Origin of the sequence: Streptomyces dysideae, assembly GCF_001514305.1 — a bacterium.
Taxonomy (GTDB): Bacteria; Actinomycetota; Actinomycetes; order Streptomycetales; family Streptomycetaceae; genus Streptomyces; species Streptomyces dysideae.
Genome location: NZ_KQ949119.1, coordinates 1 through 22,834, shown reverse-complemented (window position 1 = coordinate 22,834; position 22,834 = coordinate 1). Strand labels below are relative to the sequence as shown.

The 22,834-nt window shown below is 69.8% G+C and carries 26 protein-coding genes; 9 read left to right on the top strand and 17 right to left on the bottom strand.

From position 1 onward, the window contains the following. Positions 1–44 precede the first annotated feature (44 nt). Complete coding sequence (locus AQJ91_RS42140; protein WP_067033435.1) at positions 45–302, top strand: acyl carrier protein; 258 nt, start codon at positions 45–47, stop codon at positions 300–302. After that, positions 299–670, top strand: a complete 372-nt coding sequence (locus AQJ91_RS42135) for an antibiotic biosynthesis monooxygenase family protein (RefSeq protein WP_234383363.1) — start codon at positions 299–301, stop codon at positions 668–670. Before AQJ91_RS42140 ends, AQJ91_RS42135 begins: the two co-directional genes overlap by 4 nt. A gap of 56 nt (positions 671–726) precedes the next feature. On the opposite strand, the gene rfbD is transcribed toward AQJ91_RS42135, so the two are convergent. The 10 genes from rfbD to AQJ91_RS42085 are packed head-to-tail and all read right to left on the bottom strand — an operon-like array spanning position 727 to position 8,678. Beyond that, positions 727–1,608, bottom strand: a complete 882-nt coding sequence (rfbD, locus tag AQJ91_RS42130; RefSeq protein WP_067033432.1) for a dTDP-4-dehydrorhamnose reductase — start codon at positions 1,606–1,608, stop codon at positions 727–729. Continuing rightward, positions 1,605–2,648 (bottom strand): dTDP-glucose 4,6-dehydratase, encoded by a 1,044-nt coding sequence (gene rfbB / locus AQJ91_RS42125; protein WP_067033428.1) that lies wholly within the window; start codon positions 2,646–2,648, stop codon positions 1,605–1,607. Before rfbB ends, rfbD begins: the two co-directional genes overlap by 4 nt. Then, positions 2,645–3,712 (bottom strand): glucose-1-phosphate thymidylyltransferase, encoded by a 1,068-nt coding sequence (locus tag AQJ91_RS42120; RefSeq protein WP_067033425.1) that lies wholly within the window; start codon positions 3,710–3,712, stop codon positions 2,645–2,647. The genes rfbB and AQJ91_RS42120 overlap by 4 nt, the downstream gene beginning before the upstream one ends. Then, the gene (locus AQJ91_RS42115; RefSeq protein WP_079085615.1) at positions 3,709–4,071 is read right to left on the bottom strand and encodes an antibiotic biosynthesis monooxygenase family protein; all 363 of its coding nucleotides are present in this window, start codon (positions 4,069–4,071) and stop codon (positions 3,709–3,711) included. Before AQJ91_RS42115 ends, AQJ91_RS42120 begins: the two co-directional genes overlap by 4 nt. Beyond that, positions 4,068–4,820: an SDR family NAD(P)-dependent oxidoreductase gene (locus AQJ91_RS42110; RefSeq protein WP_067033423.1), complete on the bottom strand. Its 753-nt coding sequence runs from the start codon at positions 4,818–4,820 to the stop codon at positions 4,068–4,070. Before AQJ91_RS42110 ends, AQJ91_RS42115 begins: the two co-directional genes overlap by 4 nt. A gap of 19 nt (positions 4,821–4,839) precedes the next feature. Continuing rightward, positions 4,840–5,304 carry an SRPBCC family protein gene (locus AQJ91_RS42105; RefSeq protein WP_067033421.1) on the bottom strand — a complete coding sequence of 155 codons (465 nt, stop codon included), beginning with the start codon at positions 5,302–5,304 and terminating at the stop codon, positions 4,840–4,842. A gap of 2 nt (positions 5,305–5,306) precedes the next feature. Continuing rightward, a complete protein-coding gene (locus AQJ91_RS42100) occupies positions 5,307–6,575 on the bottom strand; it encodes a ketosynthase chain-length factor (RefSeq protein WP_067033419.1) in 1,269 nt (422 codons plus the stop codon). Next, positions 6,572–7,837: a beta-ketoacyl-[acyl-carrier-protein] synthase family protein gene (locus AQJ91_RS42095; RefSeq protein WP_067033417.1), complete on the bottom strand. Its 1,266-nt coding sequence runs from the start codon at positions 7,835–7,837 to the stop codon at positions 6,572–6,574. The genes AQJ91_RS42100 and AQJ91_RS42095 overlap by 4 nt, the downstream gene beginning before the upstream one ends. Next, a complete protein-coding gene (locus AQJ91_RS42090; protein WP_067033523.1) occupies positions 7,834–8,289 on the bottom strand; it encodes a cupin domain-containing protein in 456 nt (151 codons plus the stop codon). Before AQJ91_RS42090 ends, AQJ91_RS42095 begins: the two co-directional genes overlap by 4 nt. Positions 8,290–8,300: 11 nt before the next feature. Further along, positions 8,301–8,678, bottom strand: coding sequence for a TcmI family type II polyketide cyclase (locus AQJ91_RS42085; RefSeq protein ID WP_107122678.1), 378 nt, complete (start codon positions 8,676–8,678; stop codon positions 8,301–8,303). A 224-nt stretch (positions 8,679–8,902) separates the two neighbouring features. Here AQJ91_RS42085 and AQJ91_RS42080 point away from each other — a divergent pair, with 224 nt between their 5' ends. Beyond that, positions 8,903–9,349, top strand: coding sequence for an anthrone oxygenase family protein (locus AQJ91_RS42080; protein WP_067033412.1), 447 nt, complete (start codon positions 8,903–8,905; stop codon positions 9,347–9,349). A gap of 71 nt (positions 9,350–9,420) precedes the next feature. Further along, on the top strand, positions 9,421–10,197 hold the full coding sequence (locus AQJ91_RS42075; protein WP_067033410.1) for an AfsR/SARP family transcriptional regulator: 777 nt from the start codon (positions 9,421–9,423) through the stop codon (positions 10,195–10,197). 96 nt (positions 10,198–10,293) lie between these two features. On the opposite strand, the gene AQJ91_RS42070 is transcribed toward AQJ91_RS42075, so the two are convergent. The 3 genes from AQJ91_RS42070 to AQJ91_RS42060 form a co-directional block, all read right to left on the bottom strand. Continuing rightward, complete coding sequence (locus AQJ91_RS42070) at positions 10,294–11,538, bottom strand: cytochrome P450 (RefSeq protein ID WP_067033407.1); 1,245 nt, start codon at positions 11,536–11,538, stop codon at positions 10,294–10,296. Next, positions 11,535–13,181 carry an FAD-dependent monooxygenase gene (locus tag AQJ91_RS42065; protein WP_159054788.1) on the bottom strand — a complete coding sequence of 549 codons (1,647 nt, stop codon included), beginning with the start codon at positions 13,179–13,181 and terminating at the stop codon, positions 11,535–11,537. The genes AQJ91_RS42070 and AQJ91_RS42065 overlap by 4 nt, the downstream gene beginning before the upstream one ends. 91 nt (positions 13,182–13,272) lie before the next feature. Continuing rightward, positions 13,273–14,316: a methyltransferase gene (locus tag AQJ91_RS42060; RefSeq protein WP_067033402.1), complete on the bottom strand. Its 1,044-nt coding sequence runs from the start codon at positions 14,314–14,316 to the stop codon at positions 13,273–13,275. A 184-nt stretch (positions 14,317–14,500) separates the two neighbouring features. Here AQJ91_RS42060 and AQJ91_RS42055 point away from each other — a divergent pair, with 184 nt between their 5' ends. The 4 genes from AQJ91_RS42055 (at position 14,501) to AQJ91_RS42040 (ending at position 18,549) form a co-directional block, all read left to right on the top strand. Further along, entirely contained in the window at positions 14,501–15,742 is a 1,242-nt protein-coding gene (locus tag AQJ91_RS42055) for a cytochrome P450 (protein ID WP_067033399.1), read from the top strand. A 17-nt stretch (positions 15,743–15,759) separates the two neighbouring features. After that, positions 15,760–16,950 (top strand): nucleotide disphospho-sugar-binding domain-containing protein, encoded by a 1,191-nt coding sequence (locus AQJ91_RS42050; protein ID WP_079085612.1) that lies wholly within the window; start codon positions 15,760–15,762, stop codon positions 16,948–16,950. A 28-nt stretch (positions 16,951–16,978) separates the two neighbouring features. Beyond that, positions 16,979–17,959, top strand: coding sequence for an aldo/keto reductase (locus AQJ91_RS42045; protein WP_067033396.1), 981 nt, complete (start codon positions 16,979–16,981; stop codon positions 17,957–17,959). A gap of 134 nt (positions 17,960–18,093) precedes the next feature. Then, positions 18,094–18,549: a MarR family winged helix-turn-helix transcriptional regulator gene (locus tag AQJ91_RS42040; protein ID WP_067033393.1), complete on the top strand. Its 456-nt coding sequence runs from the start codon at positions 18,094–18,096 to the stop codon at positions 18,547–18,549. 22 nt (positions 18,550–18,571) lie between these two features. On the opposite strand, the gene AQJ91_RS42035 is transcribed toward AQJ91_RS42040, so the two are convergent. The 4 genes from AQJ91_RS42035 to AQJ91_RS42020 form a co-directional block, all read right to left on the bottom strand. Further along, complete coding sequence (locus AQJ91_RS42035) at positions 18,572–18,913, bottom strand: DUF6176 family protein (protein WP_067033390.1); 342 nt, start codon at positions 18,911–18,913, stop codon at positions 18,572–18,574. Positions 18,914–18,924: 11 nt separating this feature from the next. Then, entirely contained in the window at positions 18,925–19,740 is an 816-nt protein-coding gene (locus AQJ91_RS42030; RefSeq protein ID WP_079085610.1) for a TylF/MycF/NovP-related O-methyltransferase, read from the bottom strand. A 48-nt stretch (positions 19,741–19,788) separates the two neighbouring features. Then, positions 19,789–20,931, bottom strand: a complete 1,143-nt coding sequence (locus AQJ91_RS42025) for an SAM-dependent methyltransferase (RefSeq protein WP_067033387.1) — start codon at positions 20,929–20,931, stop codon at positions 19,789–19,791. 140 nt (positions 20,932–21,071) lie between these two features. Continuing rightward, positions 21,072–21,539, bottom strand: a complete 468-nt coding sequence (locus AQJ91_RS42020; RefSeq protein ID WP_067033385.1) for a type II toxin-antitoxin system CcdA family antitoxin — start codon at positions 21,537–21,539, stop codon at positions 21,072–21,074. A gap of 92 nt (positions 21,540–21,631) precedes the next feature. Here AQJ91_RS42020 and AQJ91_RS42015 point away from each other — a divergent pair, with 92 nt between their 5' ends. Further along, the gene (locus AQJ91_RS42015) at positions 21,632–22,270 is read left to right on the top strand and encodes a dTDP-4-dehydrorhamnose 3,5-epimerase family protein (protein WP_067033517.1); all 639 of its coding nucleotides are present in this window, start codon (positions 21,632–21,634) and stop codon (positions 22,268–22,270) included. Positions 22,271–22,834 lie beyond the last annotated feature (564 nt).

Here is a 22,834-nt window from a genome sequence, read left to right as displayed (position 1 = left end):
ATCCGGGAGCAACGCTTGGAGCAATCGGGAGGAAGGCATGCGCAATGAGTGAATTCACGCTCGACGATCTGTTCCGCATCATCAGTTCCGCGACGGGGGAACCGTTGGACTCCGCCTCGCCCGAGGAGCTCCAGAACACGGCCTTCGGCGAGCTGGGCGTCGACTCACTGGCACTGCTGGAGACCGCGACCCGGGTGGAGCTGGAGACCGGGGTCACCATCCAGGACTCCGAAGTGCCGCGGCTGGAGTGTCCGCGGTCGTTCCTCGACTACGTCACCGAGCGGCTCAAGGAAGCAGTGTGACCGGCGTGCCAACGACAGGCCAGGACGACAGGCCCGGCTCAGCCGTCTTCCGGGTGCTGCTGCGCATGGAGATCCATCCGGGCCGTGAGCGGGAATTCGAGGAGACCTGGCTCAAGGTTGGCGACGCGGTGACCGGGAATCCCGGCAATCTGGCGCAGTGGCTGCTGCGTGGCGAGGCAGGGGAGAAGGAGGCCGAGGGGAGCGTCTACTACATCGTCAGCGACTGGACGGACGAGCCGAGTTTCCGTGCCTTCGAGAGCAGCGAGGCCCATGTCCGCCACCGTGAGCTGCTCCACCCGTACCGGGGCGCCGGCTCCATGATGACCATGAACATGGTGTACGCGCTGCGCGGCGCGGGAGCCGGCTGATACGTGCATGTCCGTCCTGCCTCGGGCGGCGGCCACTCCGGCCGCCGCCCGAGGGGTCACCCTTCCCGCGACAGGACCGGCAGCGCCTGAGCCAGTGCCTCCCGCCAGTGCCGCAGGGGCTGGATGCCGGTGGTTTCCCAAAGGCCGTGCCCCAGCACGGTGTACGCGGGCCTCGGCGCCGCCCGCCCCAGGTCCGCGCCCCGCGTCGGCCTGACCCGCTCCGGATCGGCGCCCAGTAGCAGGAACACCTCCCGCGCCAGCTCGTACCAGCTGGCCTGCCCCGCGCTCGTCCCGTGATACACGCCGGGCGGCACGGCTCCCTGCCGCGCCGCCCGGCCGAGCCGGATCAGCAAGGCGGCCAGGTCCGCGCTCCAGGTCGGTTGGCCGTACTGATCGTCCACCACGTCGACGGTCCCGTCCCCGGCGGCTAGGCCGCTCATGGCGCGCACGAAACTGCGGCCCCCGGCGCCGTACAGCCAGGCGGTGCGCACCACCAGACCGGTGTCCGGCAGGAGTTCCCGTACGGCCTGTTCGCCTGCGAGTTTGGAGCGGCCGTACGCGGTGCGCGGCTTCGTCGGATGGTCCTCCGGGTAGGGCGTGACGCGGTCGCCGGAGAAGACGTAGTCGGTCGACATCTGCAGCAGCGTGGCCCCGCTCCGGGCGCAGGCCGCCGCGAGATGGCGCGCCCCGTCCGCGTTGGTCCTTGTCGCGGGCGCCTCCTGGGACTCGGCCGCGTCAACAGCCGTCCAAGCCGCGCAGTTCACGACGACGGCGGGCCGGTGCGCGGCGACCGCCTCGTGCACCGCCGCCGCGTCGGTGATGTCCAGCGACCGCCGCTCCAGCGCCACCACCGGCTCGCCCGCCGTCCCGGCGAGCCGGGCCACCACGTCTTGGCCCAGCATCCCGCCGGCGCCCGTGACCAGCCACGCGCCCGTCATCGGGGGACCGCCGGGTGGACCAGTGCCGAGCGGGTCAGCGGTTCCCACCAGGGCCGGTTGTCGCGGTACCAGGCGATGGTCTCCTCCAGACCGCTGGCGAAGTCCGTGCGGGGCCGGTAGCCGAGCTCGGTGCGCGCCTTGGAGCAGTCCAGGGAGTAGCGGCGGTCGTGTCCCTTGCGGTCCTCGACCCACTCCACGAGGTCCCAGTCCGCGTCCATCGCCTTCAGCAGCCTGCCCGTCAGCTCCCGGTTGCTCAGCTCCGTGCCGCCGCCGATGTGGTAGATCTCGCCCGCCCGTCCACGCCGCCGGACGAGTTCGATGCCCCGCACGTGGTCGTCGACGTGCAGCCAGTCGCGGATGTGCTCGCCGTCCCCGTACAGGGGCACGGGCAGGCCGTCCAGGAGCCGGGTGATGAACAGCGGGATGAGCTTCTCCGGGAAGTGGTGAGGGCCGTAGTTGTTGGAGCACCGAGTGATGCGTACGTCTAGGCCGTGCGTACGGTGACAGGCCAGGGCCAGAAGATCCGCGGCCGCCTTTGACGCGGAGTACGGCGAGTTCGGATCGGGCGGGGAGTCCTCCCGCCACGAGCCGCTCTCCGCCGAGCCGTACACCTCGTCGGTCGAGATCTGGACGAACAGTTCGGTCCGGTGCCGGATAGCCGCCTCCAGCAGCGTCTGCGTCCCCAGGACGTTTGTCCGTACGAAGTCAGCCGGGCGATCGATCGAGCGGTCCACATGGGATTCGGCGGCGAAGTGCACCACCTCGTCGTGAGCGGCCACGAGTTCACCAACCAGGGGAGCGTCGCACACGTCCCCGCGGACAAAGGCGAAGCCGGGGTGGCCGCGCACGGCGTCCAGATTGGCGCGGACTCCGGCGTAGGTCAGCTTGTCGAGCACGGTGACCGCCGTGCCGCCGGGCCCGTCCGCGCCCAACAGGGAGCGGACGTAGTGCGAGCCGATGAACCCAGCCCCTCCGGTCACCAGCACCCTGCGCGTGGGCCGGAATCGCGTGGGCCGTGTCGTGGGTCGGTTCGTCGTCATGTGGGAATCTGCACCTCGCTGTGGTCGCCCAGCACGAAGCGGTGGGCATCGGGGGTCCGGGGAGCGGGGGTCACCACGACGCTCCGGCCGATGAGCGAGGCATGCACCCGGCGCACTCCGTGCAGCCGGGAGTTGCACAGCACGATGGAGAACTCGACCTCACTGTCGGTGATCCGGCAATTCTCCGCGACCGAGGTGAACGGCCCGACGTAGGAACCGGTGATGGTGGTGCCGGAACCGATGACGGCGGGCCCAACGATGCGCGAGCCGAACACCCGGGCGCCCGGTTCGATCCTCACCCGGCCGACGAGTTCGCTGGTGTCGTCCACCTCTCCGGCGACACCTGGGACCAGGTTTTCCAGGAGTGTGCGGTTCACCTCCAGCATGTCGTCGACGTTGCCGGTGTCCTTCCAATAGCCGGAGATGGTCGTGGACCGCACGTCCCGGCCGTCGTCGATCAGCCACTGGATGGCATCGGTGATCTCGAGCTCGCCGCGACGAGAGGGAGCGATGGCCCGTACGGCGCGGTGCACGGCGGGCCCGAAGAGATACACCCCGACTAGGGCGAGATCGCTCTTGGGATGCTCCGGCTTCTCCTCCAGGCGCACCACCGAACCGCGTCCGTCGAGTTCGGCGACGCCGAAGGCCGAAGGGTCGGAGACACGGGTCAGCAGGATCTGGGCGTCGGGGTGCTCCGCGTCGAAGCGGTCCACGAGTTCCGTGATGCCGCCGACGACGAAGTTGTCCCCCAGGTACATGACGAAGTCCTCGTCGCCGAGAAAGTCCCGTGCGATCAGCACCGCGTGGGCCAGTCCGAGGGGGCGCTGCTGGGGGATGTAGGTGACACGCAGGCTGAACCGGGAGCCGTCACCGACGGCCGCGCGGATCTCGTCGGCGTTGTTTCCAACCACGATGCCGGCCTCGGTTATGTTGGCCCGCGCGATGGCCTCCAGGCCGTAGAAGAGCACAGGCCGGTTGGCGACCGGCACCAGTTGCTTGGCGTAGGTGTGGGTGATCGGCCGCAGCCGGGTGCCCGAGCCTCCGCAGAGCACCAGCGCCTTCATACCCCTGCCCTGCCGGCCCCGGTGATGACGTCCGTCCCGCCCTTGGGTGCCACCGCGTACACGTCGAAGACCTGGTCCCGGCCGGTGTCCTGGTAGGGGCGCAGCGGGGCGGTGTCCCGCCGGTGGTCGGGTCCCTTTTCCCAGGCGAGAAAGGCGTCCAGGCTGGTCCACTCGCTGTGCACGGCGACACTCCCGTGCCGCACCACCGACCTCAGCAGTTCGCTACGGATCAGCCCGGGGGTGCGCTGCAGGGCCCGTTCGACCTGGCCGAAGGCCCGGCGCAGCGCCGCCGGATCGCTCTCGGGTTCGCGGTACCAGACCAGCACCCGCACCGCGGGACCGGAGTCGGCGGGGCTCACATCCCACCATCCACGTGCAGTGTCTCCCCGGTGATGTAGGCCGCGGACCCGCCCGCCAGGAAGGTGACCGCCGCCGCGACATCCTCGGGGGTTCCGAGCCGGCGCAGGGCGGCCATGGACTCGTACCGTGCCCGCTGCTCGGGACTCAACTGGTCGGCGGCTGGGGACTCGGTGACTCCCGGGGCGACCACGTTGATGCGGATGCCGCGCGGGCCGAGTTCCTTGCACAGGCTGCGGGCAAGGCCGGTCAGTCCCGCCTTCGCCGCCGTGTAGTGCGCCCGCAGCGGTACGCCGACCTGCGCGACCTTGGAGCCGACGAGGACCACAGAGGCCCCGGGGCCGAGCATTGGTAACGCCTGCTGGACGAGGAGGTAGGCGGCGGTCAGATTGGTGTCGAGGACCCGGTGCCACTCGGCGGTTTCCAGCTGGTCGAAAGGGACGTGGCTGATCGCACCGGCGTTGTGGACCAGCGCGTCGAGCGCGGGGTGCCGCTGCCGGCAGGACTCGATGACCCTGCCTACCTCTTCAGCGGAGCCGAGATCGGCACGGACTGTACCGTGGTCCGCATTCCCCGTCTGCTTGAGCTCGCGTTCGAGGGCCACCGCAGACTCCTGGTCGTGCCGGTAGCAGGCGGTCACTCCGGCTCCTGCTTCGGCGAGTGCCAGTGAGATCGCGCGCCCGATGCCCCTGGTTCCCCCGGTGACCAGTGCGCGCTTGCCGTGCAGAGTTCCTTCGGTACGGGCTTCCATGCGTGCCTCCAGGTGTGTGTCAGTCGGTGGTGAGGGCGAGGGCGCGCCGCTCAACGAGGTCCTTGATGCGTCCCATCTGGACAGCCGAGTTGCGGTTGATCCGCTCACGCATCCCGGCGTCGTCCAACGGGGCTTCGGGTTTCATCTCGAAGTCCTGCACCCAGCGCATCTCGGTGCCCTTGCCAGCGGCCCAGTACTGCCAGAAGATCCACATGTAGGAGAAGGCGCCGGGCTCCACGCGGTGGGCCCGTACGGTCCTGCTGCTCGGGTCGGCGGTTCGCTCTGAGACCCAGCTCCAGGCCTTGCCGTCCGGGTCCGGGTGGGTGGTGAGCCGGAATCGGACGGTGTCCCCGTGCCGCTCCAGGATCTCGGCCGACGCGTACTCGCTGAACAGGTCGGGCCAGGAGGCGACGTCGTTGGTCATCTCCCAGACGAGTTCCAGGGGCGCGTCGATGAACACCGTGTTCTCGGTGTGCTCGCTCATGCTCAGTACTCCTCTCCATGAAGTCCACGAGGTCTACGAGGTCCGGGGGCGCGAAGCACCAGTGCCGAGTTGAAGCCGCCGTACCCGCGGGCGACGACCAGCGCGTTGCGGACGGGCATCCGCCGCGGCGCGCCGGTCACCAGGTCGAGCCGGTACTCCGGGGCGGCCCGGTGCACGTTCGGGGTGGGCGGGACCGTCCCGTCCCGCATGCTCAGCAGCGCCGTCGCCACATCCAGCGCCGAACCGCCGCAGTAGAGCCGGCCGAGCCCCGTCTTGGGCGCGGTGACCGGGACCCCGTACGGCCCGAAGACCTCGCACAGCGCCTGAGCCTCCGCCCGGTCGGCCTCCGGTACGGCGAGCGCGTCCGCGTACACCACGTCCACCTCAGCCGGGGTGAGGGACGCCTGGCTGAGCGCCGACTCCACCGCCCGGCGCAGGGTGGGCGGGCGGCCCGAGCTGGGCGGCGGGGAGAAAGTCGACGCATGCCCGGCGACCACTCCGTAGCAGCGGGGGGCGCCGCGGCGCTCGGCCGCGGCCCGTTCTTCCGCGACGAACATCGCGCCGCCCTCTCCCGGCACATACCCGCAGGCGTCCTCGGTGAACGGCAGATAGGCCCGGGCGGGGTCGGCCCGCTCGCTCAGCTGCCCGCCCGACCACTGGCACACCATCCCGTACGGGCTCAGCGCGGAGTCGGTGGCTCCGCAGACTACGGCGGAAGCCCCGTCCTCGACGGCGCGGCGGGCTCCGGCGAAGGAGTCGAGGCCACCGGCCGCCTCGGAGACGAAGGTGTCGCAGTGGCCGCGCAGTCCGTGCCGGATGGAGACCTGTCCGGTCGTGGCGGCATAGAACCAGGCGATCGACTGGTACGCACCAACGTGCCGAGGGCCCTTGCTCCACAGGCTCTGGATCTCTCGCTGGCCGAACTCCACACCGCCGGCCGAACTCGCCGTAGAGAGTGCGAACTCGTACTCGGGTACGGAGGACGTGGCCAGCTCGGCGTCGGCGAGCGCCTCCTCCAGCGCGGCCAGGCTCTGCTGAGTCCACACATCGGTCTGCGGCAGCAGCCTGCGTGGCACCCGTTCGGCAGGTTCGAACGACGGCAGTTCCCCGGTCAGCCGGACCGGGTACCCGGTCGCGTCGAACCTGCGGACCGGCCCGATGCCACTCTCGCCGCGCAGCGCAGCCCGCCAGTAGGACTCGGTGCCGAGTCCGGTGGGAGCCAGTACGCCGATGCCCGTGATCACCAGCTCAGGGCCGGCCGGGCCCGTCATCGGGCGGTCTCCGGCGCGGTCAGCACCAGGGCACTCTGGAAGCCGCCGAATCCGCTGCCCACGCTCAGCACCGCGTCGACGGGCAGTTCGCGGGCGGTCAGCGGCACATAGTCGAGGTCGCACTCGGGGTCAGGGTGATGGAGGTTCGCGGTGGGCGGCACGACATCGTGATGGATCGCCAGGGCGCAAGCCGCGAGTTCGATGGAGCCGATGGCGCCCAGCGAGTGGCCGATCATGGACTTGATGGAGCTGACCGGTACGCGCCGGGCGTGGTCGCCGAGGCTGCGTTTGAACGCCATCGTCTCGTGCCGGTCGTTCTGCCGGGTGCCCGAACCGTGGGCGTTGACGTAGTCGACGTCCGTCGGTTCGAGCCGCGCCCGGGCCAGGGCGACCCGGATGGCCTCCGCCATCTCCCGGCCGTCCGGCTTGAGTCCGGTCATGTGGTAGGCGTTGGCGCGCGAGCCGTATCCGGCGATCTCCGCGTAGACCCGGGCCCCGCGTCGCCGCGCGGCCTCGCGCTCCTCCAGGAGCAGCACGGCAGCGCCCTCGCCCAGGACGAAGCCGTCCCGGTGCAGGTCGAAGGGACGGCTGGCGTGCGCGGCGTCCTCGTTGTTGGCCGAGGTGGCCTTGATGGTGTCGAAGCAGGCGACGGTGATGGGCGAGACGGGGGCATCGGAAGCGCCCGCCAGGGCGACGTCAGCCGTCCCTTCCTCAATGAGTCTGGCAGCGTGGCGGACCGAGTCCAGGCCTGAGGTGCAGCCGTTGGAGACGAGCGTGACCGGCCCTTCCGCGCCGATCTGCCAGGCCACGTCGCGGGCGATGCTGCTGGGCACCAGGTAGGAGTGGAGCTCAGGGTGCGCCTGCCGGTGGTCCACGAGCCAGGCATCGCCGGAGCCGCTGACCTTCACGTACTCGCGCTCCAGGCTCATGGTGCAGCCCACGGCGCTGCCGATGGACACCGCTCGGCGGGCCGGGTCGGTGTGCCCCGGGTCGAGGCCCGCGTCGGCCAGCGCCTCCCGCGCCGAGACCACGGCGAACTGCGCGGCCCGGTCCATGGTCAGCGCTTCCTCGGTGGTCAGCCCGTTCGCCTCGGGGTCGAAGTCGCACTCGCCCGCGATGCGGGAACGGAAACCCTCGGCGTCGAAGAGGGTGATGGGCCGGGTCGCAGTGCGCCCCTCGGTCAGCAGGGACCAGAACGCCTTGACCCCGACCGCCCCCGCCGACACCACGCCGATCCCCGTGACGACGGCGCGGCGGGTCACTGGCCACCCCCGGCAGCGGATCCGGGATCCGGCGCGTCAGCAAGCCACGGCTCGGTGTCCGCGGCGGGCTGCGGCTCTGTGTCCACGTGCCCCAGCTCGGGACGCGGGGCAAGACCGCTCAGCGCGAAGACCACCCGGGCGGGACGGCCGCCGTTGTTCTCGACGCGGTGCCGGACGTCGACCGGCACCAGCAGGGACTCGTCGGCGGCGAGCGGGACGGGCTCGTCGTCGAGCCGTACAACGACCTCGCCCTCCACGACGTACAGGAACTCCTCCGAGTACGGGTGGTAGTGCTCGCTGACGAACTCACCGGGCCGCAGCGCGACCACCCCCAGCATTCCCTTGGTCGCCCCCACCGTGCGGGGGCTCAGCAGGACCCGGAGGTCCGCGCCCCGACGGCGGTCGGAGGTAATGTCCTGCGTCCCGACCTTGGCCGCATGCATGTCGCGCATGGTCATCTCCGTCACCTCCCGCCGGGCGAGGCGGGCCGCGCGACGGGGGAGGCGGTGGCCCGCTCGCTCTCCGCGGACTCCCAGGTGTAGAAGCACTGGGCCATCGCGTCGCGCGGTCCCTGCCAGTCGGGCGAGAAGGGACTGACGAACCGGGCGAGTTCGCTGCTGAGCCCGGTGAACAGCGGATGCTCACGGACCCGGTCGAGCGGCGCGGCGATCTCATTGCGGGACTCCACGAGATGGAAGTACAGGTCGTGGAAGCGGAACAGCGCACGGCCGTGCACGCCGAGCATCCGGGGCAGTTCGGTCTGGTCGGATCGGGCGAAGGCCTCTGCGACGGCACCAGCGTCGCCGGGATCCATCCGCGCCACGATGAGAGTTCGGTACACGCTCGAGCCCTTCCGGTGGGTGTACGGGGTCCAGAAGACGATGTGGCCGTGCCGTCAGCCGGAGGTTGAGGACGGTTGGAGGCCGCGGTCCGCGGCGCTGTCGACCGGTTCTCGAACCTTCCTGGTGCGGGGTAGGACGGCAGGCTGAAAGGCTCGCCCCCGCTTGGCACCCCGCTCCCCGCTCGCCCCCTCATGCCCCCTGCCTCACACGGAAGGTGACGGACATGTTCCTGGCCATCGGCGTGACCGCGTTGCTCGGCGCCGGCGTCACTGCCGGAGTGCTGTTCTGCGTCGCGATCAGCCTCGTACCCGGCTTTATGACGCTGCCGCCCAACGAGTACATCGATGCGCACCGGCTGTTCGGCCGGTACTTCGACCGTGTGATGCCGCCCCTGGTGGTTACCACCACCGTGCTGGTGGTCGTGCTGGCCTGCACCACCGACAGCACCGGGCGGCGGGCCGCGCTGATCGCGGGCGCGGTCTGTCTGCTGGGAGTCTCCGTGGTCTCCCAGAGCCGGAACGTTCCCATCAACCGGCGGGTGAAGCGGCTCACCGCCGTCCCCGACGACTGGGAGGACCCGCGCACCGCGTGGCGGAACTGGCACGCGCTACGCACCGTGTTCGCCCTCCTCGGCTTGGTCCTGACGGCCGCCGGAGTCGTCACGGGCTGACCGCCTCCCGGTGGGCCCGGCCCCATGTCCCGTGTTCCGCCACGTGTTCCGATGTTCCTCAGGAGGCTTCTTTGCAGTTCTTGGTCCTCGGCCCGCTTCAGCTGACCGATGGCGATCGGCAGACCCCGGTCTCCGCTCCCCGGCTGCAGCAGCTCATCGCCCTGCTACTGATGGCCAGGGGCAGCTCCCTGCCCCTGACGGCGCTCTCCGCCGAGCTGTGGCCGGACGGGCCCCCGTCCACCGCCGACACAACCATCCGCACCTACGTGCACGAGCTGCGCAAACTGCTACCCGGCGACAGCGACCGCCTGTCCACCGGAGGCTCCGGCTACCGGCTGGCCGTGCAGCGTGAGGACGTGGACGCCTTCGTCTTCGAGGGGCTGACGGAGAGCGCCCGCACCCTGCTGCGCGGGGGACCCGAGCCGGACCGCCTGCACCACGCCGCCGGTCTGCTGCGCCAAGCACTTGCCCTGTGGCGGGGGCACCCCTTCGCCGGGGTGCCGACCGGCCCGCAGCTGGACCTGCACCTCGCCGCCCTCAACGCCAAATGGCTGCGCGCCGCCCAGCTGCGCATCCACATGGATCTGCTGCTGGGATGCCACCGGGACCTGATCGGCGAACTCAAGGGACTGGTGCGCGAGTTCCCCCTGGACGGCCAGTTCCTGGCCCAGCTGATGGTCGCACTGCATCGCTGCGGGCGGCGCGGGGAGGCCCTGCGGGCCTATCGGCAGCACCAGCGCATCCTCCACGCCGAACTGGGCGCCGCTCCAGCGCCCCGGCTGCGGCGGCTGCGCGGCCGCATTCTCTCCGAGCAGTGTTCGGCGCCCGTCGACGCCCTGCTCTGCTGAGGGGCGTCACCAAGCAAAGGCGCCGCACGGGGCCCGCCTCACCGGTCACGGCAGGCGGGCCCCGTGATGTCGGAGCGATTCACCGTTCCACGCAGTTCACCACTCCACGCGCAACTCCCGCACGATCTTGTGCAGTCCAGGCATGCAGCGCACCTCGTGCCCCGTCGCGAGCCGCAGTCCGGGCAGCCGGCCGGTCAGGGTGAGCAGGGCGGTGCGCAGCATCACGCGGCCCAGGTCCGCGCCGACGCAGGAGCGCGAGCCGTGCCCGTAGCCGAAGTGCTCAGCGGCATCCGTGCGCCGGATGTCCAGCTCGTCGGGGTGCGCGTACACGCTCTCGTCGCGGTTGGCCGACTGGTACACGATCATCAGCTCGTCCCCGGGGCCGAGCGCCACCCCGGACAGCGACACCGGTTTGGTGACCCGACGCATCAGCCCGCGCAGCGGCATGTCGTACCGCACCAGTTCCTCGATCGCACCGTCCACCAGCTCCGGCTTCTCACACAGCAGCTCCCACTGGTCCCGGTGGGAGAGCAGATGCCACACGGCGGTGCCGAGCGCGGCGGTGCTGGTGAAGTGACCCGCCGCGACGAGCCCCGTCATGCTGTCCACCAGTGCCTTGCGCTGCGGCGTGGTGAGCGGCTCGTCACCTGGGGCCATGGCCCGTACCAGTTCACTGAACAGGTCGTCGCGCGGCTCGGCGCGCCGCTTCAGGGCGTAGGAGTCCAGCAGCCGCTGGTACGAGACAACCTTGCGGGCCCGGTCGACCTGATCCGCCACCGACAGCTGCGCGGCGACAGAGTGCAGCTCCATGAAGTCGGAGGTGCCCGTGACGAACGCCTCGATGTCGGCCTCATCGAGCCCGAGCACCGGCGCCTTGACCCGTACCGGCAGCTGGCGCGCGAACTCCGCCATGAGCTCGGCGTGCCCGCGCTCCTCGAAGCGGTCGACGAGCAGGTCCGTCTGGGCCTGGACGAAGTCCCGCATCAGCTCGGCCTGTTCGCCGGAGAAGGCCCGCAGAATGGGCGTGCGCACCCGCTTTCGGGCCTCGTCGACGGCGTCCTCACGGATGGCCACCGGGACCTCGGAGAAGGTCTTCGCGAGTTCCTCGTACGCCTCCGGGGAGAGCATGGCCAGTGAGTCCGGGACCGTCGCCAGCGAGTACGCCTTTGGGTTGCCGAGGACCGTGCGCACATCCTCGTACCGGGTGACGACCCAGGCGTTCAGCGCCGGCGAGAAGAAGACGGGCTCCTCCCGGCGGGCGCGGGCGTACAGGGGGTACGGGTCGTCGTCGGCGAAGGGGACGTAGGCGTCACCAAGTGAGGGCGCTGCCGTGCCGGTCATGCTGCGGCCTCCGGTCCCCGGGCGAGCAGGGTGCGCAGTGCGTCCCGCAGTTCGGCCTCGGGGCCGACCGCGCCGGCACCGCCCTCGGAGCGCCAGGCCACGAAGCCGTCCGGACGGACCAGGACGGCACCGGACGGGCGCACGCCGTAGGCCGCCTCCCAGGTTCCCCCCGGATCTTGGAGTTCCCCATCGGGGGCGATGCGGACCACCTCGACGTCGAGGCCGAGTTCGTCCGCGACGGAGCGAGCGGCCACTGCCCACGGCTCGGCCTCGGAGCTTGCGAGCAGGACGAAGGACCGGCTGAAGAGGTCGAGGATGGAGATCTCCTCGCGCCCGCGCAGCAGGGGCACATGCGGGGCGCGGTGGCCGGGAGCGGCAGTGGGACGGTGCGGATCCTCCACCGGCGGCTGGTCGGCGGCGGAGGTGGGCTGCCGCCTGGACGGAGCCGCGACGAACGCCCCCCACTGGTAGTGGTATCCGAAAGCCATGGACAGCTCGTCCAGCATGGCTGCGGCCACGTCGGCGTAGTCCTCCCCTTCGCGCACCCGGAACCGCAGCATGGACTGCTCCATCATGAGTCGGGCGACGGGGTGCCGCTCGGTGTGATAGCTCTCCAGCAGCTCTGGGCCCGCCGTGCCGTTCAGCACCAGGGCGAGCTTCCAAGCGAGGTTGTGGGCGTCCTGAATGCCGGTGCTGGCCCCGAACGCGCCGGTGGGCGGCATGACATGGGCCGCGTCCCCGGCGAGCAGCACCCGGCCGACGCGGAGCCGCTCGGCGACCCTGGCGGCGATCTCCCAGGGCAGCGGATCGGTGGTGTCGATCTTCACCGGCAGATCGGGTACGCCGATACCGAGCCGGATCAGCTCGGTGCACCGCTCCGGAGTGAACTCCTCCGGTTTCTCCCCGCCCTCGGCATCGTACGAGACGTTGAAGACCCAGCGCCGGTCGTTGTCCAGGGGCATGAAAGTGCCGCGCACGGATGGGTTGTTGACGTAGCAGGCGATGATGCTGCGCCCGCGCAGCGCCTCGGTGAGGTCGGCTGTGAAGAAGAAGCTAACCAGGTTCGAGAGGGTGCCCGGGCCGGTCTGCGGCACGCCGAGCAGTTCACGCACCCGGCTGCGGCCGCCGTCCGACGCGATGACGTACTCGGCCCGGACGGTACGGCGCTCCTGGGTACTGCGGTCGAGGGTCTCGACGGTGATCCCGTCCTCGTCCGGGGCGAAGGAGGTCAGCTCGGTGTGGTAGCGGATGTCGCAACCCGCGTCACGTGCGCGATCCCGCAGCAGGTACTCCAGCCGGTTCTGGTCGATCAGCGCCCACTCGCTCGGGCTGAGCGCGCTGATCTCGTCACCGGTCGAGCGTGGCATGCGCACCCGCTCCCGCCCCGCCAGCGTCTCCACATGAACCAGATCGGTGTTGTCCGCGATCGGCGAACGGTTGGCATACACGGTCTGCTCCATGCCTATGGAGCGGAACAGCTCGGTGGAGCGGGGGTTGATGGCCCGCGCCTTCGGGTGCGCCGAGATGTCGGCGTGCCGCTCGATGAGCACGGACGGTACGCCGTGCCAGGCGAGGAACGCGGCGGCGGACAGGCCGGTCAGGCCGCCCCCGATGATGAGGACGGGCGTCCGTTCGATGTGCACGTGGCCCTCCCGGGCAGAACTCGTATCGGCAGACATGGAGGGGAATCCGGGCGTCGACGCGACATTGGGCGTCGGGAACGGGGGGCTGACCTCACTTGCGGGCGATCAGCACGGTGTGATCGTGCAACAGTGGCTGGGCGCTGATCTCGGTGAAGCCCGCCTCCCGCAGCCAGTCGCCGCACTCCTCGACGCTGTACTCGGAGCCCCCTCCCGAGGCGAGCATGAACGTCATGCTGTACATGAGCTTGGCCAGATCCCTTGGGCTGCCGTCGAGCATCCGGTCGTAGATCACCAGCGTTCCGCCCGGAGGCAGCGTCTGGTGGGCGCGATTGAGTAGCGTGCGACGGCTGTCGGGGCCCCAGTCATGCAGTACATGGCCGTAGATGAGGACATCGGCATCCGGCAACGGGTCGGCGAAGAAGTCCCCCGCCTGGAAGGTGACCCGGTCGGTGAGACCGAGCCTTCCGATGTGCTCGTCGAAGAAGGGACGGCTCTGCGGACGGTCAAAGCAGACGCCGCTCAGGTGGGGGTGTGCCTTGGCGACGACCGCGGTCAGATTGCCACGGGCGCCCCCGAGATCCGCGAAGCGGCTGTATCCGCTCCAGTCGATGAGGGCGGCCAGTTCCTCGCCGATGCGGGTGCTGTGCGAGTCCATGGAGGACATGAAGCGGCGTACCCGGTCCGGCTGTTCTTTGGCGTTCACCCGGAACAGATGATTCTCGTCGTCGGGCGGCAGCGGCGCCTGGGCCTGGCCGGTGTGCAGCGCCTTGGTCAGCCGGCCCCAGGCCGGGTAGAAGGTGTCACTGGTCATCTCGGCGAATCCGCCGATGCAGGTGGGCTTCGCACGGTCCAGGAAGTGGTCGGCCAGCGGAGAGTTGGCGTACCGGTCGCCGTGCGCCTCCAACAGTTCCAGGGCGACCAGGGCATCCAGGAAGTGCCGGGAGAAACGAGGGTGCAGATTCAGTGTGCGGCGCAGCTCTGCCTCGGTGGCAGGGCCCTCCTGCGCGAGCACGCTGAACAGGTCTACTTCGACCGCGCTCATCAGCACCTTGGAACCGCAGTAGGCGAGGAGCACTCGGTGAATGGGCTCCGGGGTCAACGCGCTGGTACGCACCGCGGCGGACGACTCGGGCATGGGTTCTCCCTCCGAAGGGATCGTGACCGACGCCGTCATCCTCGGAGCCCGGCATCAGGAACGGTTTGAGAATGCGCGGTGTCGCCCGCCAGGGCGAACCTTCGACCACCTCTCGAATCAGCGGTGACGCCACCGCCGGAGCATGAGCGCCGACGGCCCAGCTCCCGCAGAGAGAGGTGACCGCATGACCGAGACTCACGTGTCGGTGCTCGGGCAGGAGTATGACCCGTTACGGCTCCAGGACGATCCATACGCCTTCTACGCGCGGGCCCGTCACGAGGACCCCGTATTCCATTCCCCGGCCCTCGGAGCCTGGGTGGTGACGCGGTTCCAGGACGTCCAGCGCGTGCTGTCCGACCCCAAGACCTTCTCCTTGGCTGCAGTCCTGCGCTCCCTGGAGGAACTGACCCCCGAGGCGAAGGCTGAGATCGAGGCGTCGACGCCGCCGCTCCCTGCGGACGCGGACAACCCCGGCGATGAGGCGCGCATCCGAGCCCGTACGCCGATCCAGCAGGCGTTCACGCAGGCGCGGGTGAAGATCCTGGAGCCATATCTGGAGGAGCAGGTCTCTTCGCTGGTCGACGAGTTCGCGGCGGGCGGACCCGGTGATCTGCAGCGCCGCTTCGCCCGCCGCCTGCCCATCCGCGGCAAGGCACGCGTGCTCGGCCTGGCTCCGCAGGACGTGGACGCGGTGGTGGAGGGCAGCTACTCGCTGACCGTCCTGATGTCGGCCTCCTCCAGCCTCGGCCCCGAGGAACAGCTGGCCAGCGCCCGGCGAGTGGCGTCCTATCAGCGGCTGCTCGACGAATACGCCCAGCGGCGGCGTGCCGAGCCGCGCGACGACCTGTTCAGCGCCGTCGTACAGGCCGTGGCCGAGGGGAACGGCCCGCTGACCGCCCGCGAACGAAGGACGGTGGTGGAGTCCATGACCGGGTTGATCGGCGCCGGTCAGAGCACTACGACGGCCATGGTCAGCACCGCCGTGTGGCACCTGCTCGACCACCGTGACCAGTGGGAACTGCTGTGCCGGAAGCCGGAGTTGGCATCCCGGGCGGTGGAGGAGGTGGCGCGCTACGACATGCCCCTGCAGGGCCTGTTCCGGCAGGTCACGCAGCCGGTCGAACTGGGCGGCAGGTCGCTCGCCGCGGGCGACCGGCTCATGGTGATGTATGCGTCCGCCAACCGCGACGAGGCACAGTACGAGAGCCCTGACACTCTGGACATCACCCGCGAGCCCAAACGGCACTTCGCCTTCGGACACGGGCCACGGGCCTGCGTAGGCTCTCATCTGGCCCGAGCCCTGTTGCGGCTGACGCTGCACCATCTCACCGCTAGGCTGCCCGAGCTGCGGCTCGACGGGGAGGACGCGCTGGAGTTCCTTCCCGGCATGCACCGCATCGTGCGCCGGCTGCGGGTGACCTGGTGAGGGGCGCGGAGCCGGTGATGAGCGCGGCTGGCATCGAGGCGCCGCGGCGCGCCCGCGTCCTGTTCACCACGTGTCCGGCGGCGGGCCACTTTTATCCGATGGTGCCGCTGGCCTGGGCGCTGCGCGCCGCGGGCCACGAGGTGCTGGTGGCGACGCCCGGGAGCCTGCTACCGGAGGTGACCAGGTCCGGTCTGCCGGTGGTCCCCTGTGCGGATGCCTACGACATGATCGAGGTGATGCGGCCCAAGAGCACGGGGCAGGGACCGCCGCGCCAGTCCGCCGATCCGCGCCAGGCCGTCGCCGACACCGCTCAGGGCTTCGCCCGGCTCGCGGAACGGGCTCTGCCGGGCCTGATGCGGCTGGTGGAGAGCTGGCGGCCGGACGTCGTGGTCTCGGAACCGATGGAACTGGCCGGCCCCGTGGCAGCGACCCGGTTCGGGGTCCCCCGGGTCGAACACCGCTGGGGGCTCGCCCCGCGCCCTGATCTGCAGGCCGCCGCGACGGCGGCGTTCCGGCCCGCCACCAGGGTCCTGGCGACACCCGAAGCGTCACCACCAGTGGCGCTGGTCGATGTCTGCCCACCGAGTTTCCAGCACGAGGACGTCCCTGTCGGCGACCCGATGGCATATGTCCCCTACAACGGCACATCGGTGCTGCCCGACTGGGCGCTGCGTCCCGCCGAACGGCCTCTGGTCTGCGTGACGCTGGGAACCGTGCTGCCCCGGTACGGCCGAATGGAGCCGCTCCTGGAAGAGGTGGTGGAGGCCCTGGCCGATCTGGATGTGGAGGTCGTCGTCGGCATGGACGAGGCGGACGCCGCCGCTCTGCGGGGCACGGCCCGGCTGCAGGAGCGGCTCAGAGCGGCGGGCTGGCTGCCACTCGGGGCGACGCTGCCGCTGTGCGACGCGATCGTGCACCACGGCGGCTCCGGTACGACGATGGCCTCGCTCGTCAGCGGCGTACCCCAGCTCGTACTGCCTCATTTCGCGGACCAGTTCGCCAATGCCGGACAGATCACCGCGGTGGGCGCGGGCATACAACTCGGACCGGATCAGCGGACGGTCACAGCGATACGGGACGCGGTGACCGCTCTTCAGGGAGAAGGCCCGCACCGCAAGGCGTCCCTCGCGATAGCCGCCGAATCGGCCGCGCAGCCGTCGCCCGTGGATATTGCACGGCTGATCACCGACCGGGTGGCGGCAGGGTGAAGGGTGACGACAGGGAGGAGAGGAACGGATGAGGACACGCACATTGGGGCAGGGCATCGAAGTGTCGGCCGTCGGCCTCGGGACGCTGAGCATGTCCGGCGGTTACGGCGTGGAGGACCCGAAGACCTGCGATGCCACCGTCCGGCGAGCCCTGGATCTGGGCGTCACGCTCATCGACACCGCGGACTTCTATGCCGGGGGCGAGGGCGAGCAGCGGCTCGGACGCGCGCTCGGCAATCGCCGTGACGAGGCCGTGATCTGCGTCAAGACCGGCATCCGCCCGAACCCCGAGGGCGGCATGATGCTCGACGGCACCCCGGAGTACCTGCGTAGTACCTGCGATGCCTCGCTGCGCAGGCTCGGGACGGACCGCATCGACCTGTACTGCCTGGGCTGGGTAGACCCGAAGGTCCCGGTGGAGGAGTCGGTGGGGGTCCTCGCGGAGCTCGTCAAGGCCGGTAAGGTGCGCGGCCTGATGCTGTCGGAGGTGTCGTCGGCCACGCTGCGCCGCGCGCAGGCCGTGCATCCGGTCTCCGCCGTAGCCACGGAGCACTCTCTGTGGCAGCGGCACGTGGAGGGGGAGATCCTGAAGGCCCTGCGGGAGCTGGAGGTGCCGCTCGTCGCGTACAGCCCACTCGGGCGGGGCTTCCTCACCGGTACGGTGCGCTCGCTGGATGAGGTGGACGAGGGCGACTGGCGCCACAACTTCCCCCGCTTCGCGCCAGGCAACATCGAACGCAACCTGGTCTTGCTGAAGCGGTTCCGGGCGGTCGCGGAGCGGCTGGACGTGTCCCTGAGCCGACTGGCCATCGGCTGGGTTCTCGCCCAGGGCGAGGACGTCGTGGCGCTGGCGGGCACCAAGTTCCCCGAGCACCTTGAGGAGAACGCGTCGGCGGCCGCCCTGGAGCTGGGGCCCGAGGAGCTGGCCGAGCTAGGGGAATGCTTCCCCGAGCGGGAGGTGGCCGGTGCCCGGTACGCACCCCAGGTCGAGGAGCTCCTCGACACCTGACGGGCACCGGCGATCCGGTGACCAGAACGGGCGTGCCGAACGCGGCGGACGAAGCTCTGCTTCGTCCGCCGCGTTCGGCACGCCGACCGAAAAATACATGCGCCGCACATGTATATGTGTGTTACGGTCCTGCCATGAGCAGCGTGGACGACCTCGGTTCCCCGACCCGCGCCTCCGGCCCCGCCCTCTTCCGCACGGTCCGGATCCTGGGCCGGAAGCCGACCTCCTTGGAGCAGACCCGGCTGATCCACATCATGGTCGTCCAGGCAGTGGGGGAAAGCACCGAGCCGCTGCCGGACGGCGAGGTCACCATCGGCTCCGTGGCCGAACAGCTGAAGCTGGACCCCTCGACCGCGAGCCGGATGGTCTCGGACGCGGTCAAGAGCGGGTACGTCACCCACACACCGTCCCAGCGCGACAGCCGGCGCAAGGTGCTCCGGCTGACGCCTTCCGGTGAGGGCCTGCTCGCCAGGTCGGTGGAGTTCCAGCAGAAGGTGTTCGACGACCTTGTCGCCGACTGGCCCGCCGAGGAGGTCCGGGAGTTCTCCCGGCTCCTGGTGAAGTTCGCGAAGTCCGTCGAGCGGATGTGAGTTCCGCGTCCGCGGCCTGGCTCTACGCCACGTCCTGCGTCGGCTCCGCCACGAGGTGGACCATCGTCTCCGGCGTACTGAACGCCTCGGCGATCTCCTGCATCACGGCACGCGCCTGAACATCGATGTCCAGGGTCGAACCGAGGAAGGCCCGGGAGGTGGCGTCGAAGTCACGGGAGCACTGCACCAGCAGCACCTCGTCGCCCTCCGGCCTGCGGTCCAGGAAGGCGCTCTCCCACACCATCCCGGAGTTGCGCATCGACGCGAGCGACTCCTCCCTGCGCTTCTCGAAGTCACGCAGCCACTCGGCGGCCCGCTCTGTGGTGCCGGGGCGCAGACGGATACGGATGCACCGTGTGTACATGGCGGCGGACCTCACTGTTCCTTGCGCCAGTAGACCCCGGTCCAGTCGATGATCTCGACGGACTCCGTGATGCCGTGCTTCTCGCGGAAGTCGTCGACCGCCTTGCGGCAGGTGGTGAGCCAGTAGTCGTCGACGATGCAGTAGCCGCCCGAGCTCAGCCGGGGGTACAGATGCTCCAGCGCCTCCCAGGTGGACTGGTAGTAGTCACCGTCGAGGCGCAGGAGAGCGATGTCGTCGACCGGCGCCTGCGGCAGGGTGTCGGCGAAGAAGCCCTCCAGGAAGCGCACTTGGTCGTCGAGGAGTCCATAGCCCCGGAAGCGGGCCCGTACGTCATCCGCCGGCACCGCGATGGACTCGCCGAGTCCCTTGGCGAAGCTCGCGTAGCGCTCGTACACGGCGTCCATGGGATAGGTGCGGGAATCGGGCTTGGGGAATCCTGCGAAGGAGTCGGCAAGCCACACCCGGCGGTCCGTGACGCCGTGCGCCTTGAGCACGGCCCGCATGAAGACGCAGGTGCCGCCGCGCCACACGCCGGTCTCGACGAAGTCGCCTGGCACGTTGTCGCGCAGCACGCTCTCGATGCACGCTTGGACGTTGTCGAGCCGCGGCCGTCCGACCATGGTGTCCGCGTCGGGGTGCATGGCGACCCCGTTCTCCATCTCCTCCATCGACGGTGCCCGGCTCGCTTCTCCGTCCGGCGGGGCGGCGAGGAACACCTCGCCGTCGGCACAGCGCATCAGGACACGCTTCATCAGTTCCAGGTAGGTGGCGGCGAGATCGTCTGCCGTCGGTATCGGCGGGGCTTCGGCTTGGGCGCGCGCGGTCATCACAGTGCCTTCCGGTCGAAACGGACGGTTCAGGGGTGAGGAGGACGATCAGCCGGCGCGTGCCGGGTGCCAGGAAGGGAGTGTGCCCTCCTTGTTGGTGCCTTTCTCGATCACTGCCAGGTTGTGGTAGAAGTGCACGCTCACGACGTGCGGGCCGAACTCGTCGACGGCGTCTGGGGCCGGTCCGTTGAGCTCCTCGTGGTTGACCGCGTCGGCGAGCGTCTTGAGGAACCCCATGCTCGTGGCCGGTGACGAGAGCTCCTCGCTGCTGCCCCCATACCTTGGCCAGTACGAGGTCTGCAGATCCTCGACCACGTACAGGCCGCCCGGCCGCAGCGCCGGGAAGAGATGGCGGAAGGACGCGATGACGTCCGCGCAGCGATGGCTCGCGTCGTCGATCACGACATCCGGCGGTCCGACGCGCTCCAGTACGGAATCGAGGAAGACGGGATCGGTCTGGCTGCCGCAGAATGAGCGGATTCGCCCGCCGGCCGCCACGGTCTTCTCCGCGATGTCGACGCCGCAGATCATCGCGCGATGGAAGTAGCGCCGCCACAGGCGCAGCGAGCCGCCGCCGGCCTCCGGGTCGTCGAAGCCTCCGATGCCCAGTTCAAGCAGGGTCAGCGGGCGGTCCCGCAAAGACGCGAAGTGCCGTTCGAACAGGGGGGTGTAGAAGTGCAGGCCCCATTTGTCGCTGCCGAAGCGGAGCGACAACTCGGCGAGGTCGTCCGGGCCGGGCACGGTGCCGCGCAGGAGGCGTTGTACCAGAGGAGCGGTGCGCGGTACCTCGCTGTGCGGCCCGATCGGGTCGGTGGTGTGCCACTCGACGCGGCGGGTGGCACTGGTGCGTGCGCTCGTCGGCCCGAAGACCGCACGCACCAGTTCCGGGGTGTCGTACCGGACCGTCACGTCGGGCGCCGTTGCCCGCTCGGACTCCCCGGCGTCGGCGAGGTGGCGGGCGCTTCCCTTGGAGACGTGCACCAGATGGTTCACGGTCCGCTCACCAAGGTGACAGGCGAAGCGCACCACGGCTTCGGCGTGCGGGAGGTCCTCCAGGTCGGCGCGGTGGATGAGTTCGTCCGCCAGCAGTTGGACGGCACGCTCGGGTCCCACGGCCCGAAGAGCGTCCCCGATATCCCTCTCGGTCCCACCGGCTGCCGCGATCAGCTTGCCTGTGTCGTCCTCGATCACGAGACACCACCCTTCGTGAAGCGCGCAGGTCCCAGACACTCAGGGAATCTAGTCATGGCACTCAGGGGACGGCTGGTGTCTCGTACGAGATTCGTTCGAGCCCCTTCATGGGGGGCCGGTCGGCCACCCAAGCCGCCGACTCAGATGACTGGTGCGACCTCGCGCCATACGTCGACGCAGGCCGAGACCATGCCCCGAACCCAGGGATCCTGGATGCTCAACTCGAATTCTTCATTTGCCTGCTGGGGGTATCCCGCCTCGCGAAGGGCGGGCACCATGGTGTGGTGTCCGGGTACCGGCAGTACCGACCAGCCGTGCAGCCCCAGACCAGCCATCTCGGACAGTTCCTCGTAAGTCGCGGTGGTCCGTGCCCAGTTCAGCCCGGCCTGGTGACCGCGTGAGCCCTCCTCTCCCCCGATTCCGGCTTCCGGCTGGGTGGCTCGAAGCCGCGCGGCGACCTCGAGCAGTTCCGCACTTGCCTTCTGCTGCGCCTCCATGCGGCGCACCTCCTCTTCCAGTGCACGCTGACAGATGGGAGAAACCGAGATGCCAGCGGCCTTGACGCGCTCGGCCAGCGCGTCGGGAACATAGACATTGATCTTGGGCATGTGCACGAGTCCTTCGGTAGCCCATTGCAACCATAACCCCAATGTAACCCCAATGTCGCCCCATGAACCCGACGATGAAGGACGTGATGACTCTGCGCCCCCTGACTGTCGAAGGCGCCTGGCTCCTGGAACCCGTACTGCACCGGGACGAGCGGGGCAGCTTCCACGAGTGGTTCCGTCAGCCCGAACTGCGTGCGGCGACCGGCCGGGACTTCCCCCTCGCACAGGCCAACTTCTCAATCTCCCGCCGAGGTTCTGTGCGCGGCATCCACTTCGCGGATGTCCCCCCGGGCCAGGCGAAGTACGTGACGTGCGTCCGTGGCACGGTCCTTGACGTCATCGTGGACCTCAGGACCGGGTCACCTACGTACGCCCAATGGGAAGCGGTGCGGCTCGACGACCACCACCAAGCCGTCTACCTCGCTGAGGGCCTGGGCCACGCCTTCGCGGCGCTGACCGACGACGCCGCCGTGGTCTACCTCTGTTCCACCGGCTACGCCCCACACCGCGAGTACGGCATCCACCCGCTCGACCCCCGCCTCGCCATCGAGTGGCCCCCGGACATCACCCCCGTCCTCTCCCACAAGGACAGCACTGCCCCCACCCTGACCGAGGCCGAAGACCTCGGCATTCTCCCGTCCTACGCCCAATGCATCTCCTGGTACCAAACTGAGGGCGGGACGCACGAAAGGTCCTCCTCGATTCCTCATGGAGGACCTTCACTGCCCTGACTGACGTCTATGGCGGGGAGTCGGCCCGTCGAAGTGATTGCGGTCGCTCTCGCGGACTGTGGCCTCGTGCGCATCGGATGGGAAACCGCCGTGCTTTATCACACCTGTCCGAAGCCGTCACCTTCGATACCGGCGCTGGACCCTCGGCGGGCGGGCGGCCGTCCCCGCCAACTCAGCCCTTCCGACGACCAGCCAGACCCCACGACCAGGAAGGTAAGGAACCTCACCCTGGATCTCCCGCCGCACGCAGACGGCCTGCGAAGTGTTCCGGACGGGTGGCGCAGGGCAGGATGCCCCATGTCATGGCATCTGACGAACCGGATGCCAAGCAGGGTTGAACACCCCGCGTCGCATCCGGTTCGCCAGACGCCAGAACCCGGTCGGGCCGAGCGGCTCCGCGCGTGGCCCTTCGCATGGTGTACGTGGTGTGCGTCCGGCATGCGGGGCCCATCCGGTACGGAGGCACCGGGCAGCGGAACAGGTCCGTCGGTCTCGATCACGGATTGAGTATGCCGGTGCCGTCGTCTCCGAGCGCCTGCCCAAACGGCCGCTACGAGCCGGAGG

Excerpts from the sequence above, each read along its gene's own strand:
- AQJ91_RS42105 (WP_067033421.1), bottom strand. The coding sequence starts at position 5,304 with ATGAGCGAGCACACCGAGAACACGGTGTTCATCGACGCGCCCCTGGAA.
- rfbB (WP_067033428.1), bottom strand. The coding sequence starts at position 2,648 with ATGACGACGAACCGACCCACGACACGGCCCACGCGATTCCGGCCCACG.
- AQJ91_RS42100 (WP_067033419.1), bottom strand. The coding sequence starts at position 6,575 with ATGACGGGCCCGGCCGGCCCTGAGCTGGTGATCACGGGCATCGGCGTA.
- AQJ91_RS42030 (WP_079085610.1), bottom strand. The coding sequence starts at position 19,740 with ATGACCGCGCGCGCCCAAGCCGAAGCCCCGCCGATACCGACGGCAGAC.
- AQJ91_RS42045 (WP_067033396.1), top strand. The coding sequence starts at position 16,979 with ATGAGGACACGCACATTGGGGCAGGGCATCGAAGTGTCGGCCGTCGGC.
- AQJ91_RS42090 (WP_067033523.1), bottom strand. The coding sequence starts at position 8,289 with ATGCGCGACATGCATGCGGCCAAGGTCGGGACGCAGGACATTACCTCC.
- AQJ91_RS42035 (WP_067033390.1), bottom strand. The coding sequence starts at position 18,913 with ATGTACACACGGTGCATCCGTATCCGTCTGCGCCCCGGCACCACAGAG.
- rfbD (WP_067033432.1), bottom strand. The coding sequence starts at position 1,608 with ATGACGGGCGCGTGGCTGGTCACGGGCGCCGGCGGGATGCTGGGCCAA.
- AQJ91_RS42050 (WP_079085612.1), top strand. The coding sequence starts at position 15,760 with ATGAGCGCGGCTGGCATCGAGGCGCCGCGGCGCGCCCGCGTCCTGTTC.
- AQJ91_RS42140 (WP_067033435.1), top strand. The coding sequence starts at position 45 with ATGAGTGAATTCACGCTCGACGATCTGTTCCGCATCATCAGTTCCGCG.
- AQJ91_RS42055 (WP_067033399.1), top strand. The coding sequence starts at position 14,501 with ATGACCGAGACTCACGTGTCGGTGCTCGGGCAGGAGTATGACCCGTTA.
- AQJ91_RS42040 (WP_067033393.1), top strand. The coding sequence starts at position 18,094 with ATGAGCAGCGTGGACGACCTCGGTTCCCCGACCCGCGCCTCCGGCCCC.
- AQJ91_RS42060 (WP_067033402.1), bottom strand. The coding sequence starts at position 14,316 with ATGCCCGAGTCGTCCGCCGCGGTGCGTACCAGCGCGTTGACCCCGGAG.
- AQJ91_RS42020 (WP_067033385.1), bottom strand. The coding sequence starts at position 21,539 with ATGCCCAAGATCAATGTCTATGTTCCCGACGCGCTGGCCGAGCGCGTC.
- AQJ91_RS42120 (WP_067033425.1), bottom strand. The coding sequence starts at position 3,712 with ATGAAGGCGCTGGTGCTCTGCGGAGGCTCGGGCACCCGGCTGCGGCCG.
- AQJ91_RS42080 (WP_067033412.1), top strand. The coding sequence starts at position 8,903 with ATGTTCCTGGCCATCGGCGTGACCGCGTTGCTCGGCGCCGGCGTCACT.
- AQJ91_RS42110 (WP_067033423.1), bottom strand. The coding sequence starts at position 4,820 with ATGGAAGCCCGTACCGAAGGAACTCTGCACGGCAAGCGCGCACTGGTC.
- AQJ91_RS42070 (WP_067033407.1), bottom strand. The coding sequence starts at position 11,538 with ATGACCGGCACGGCAGCGCCCTCACTTGGTGACGCCTACGTCCCCTTC.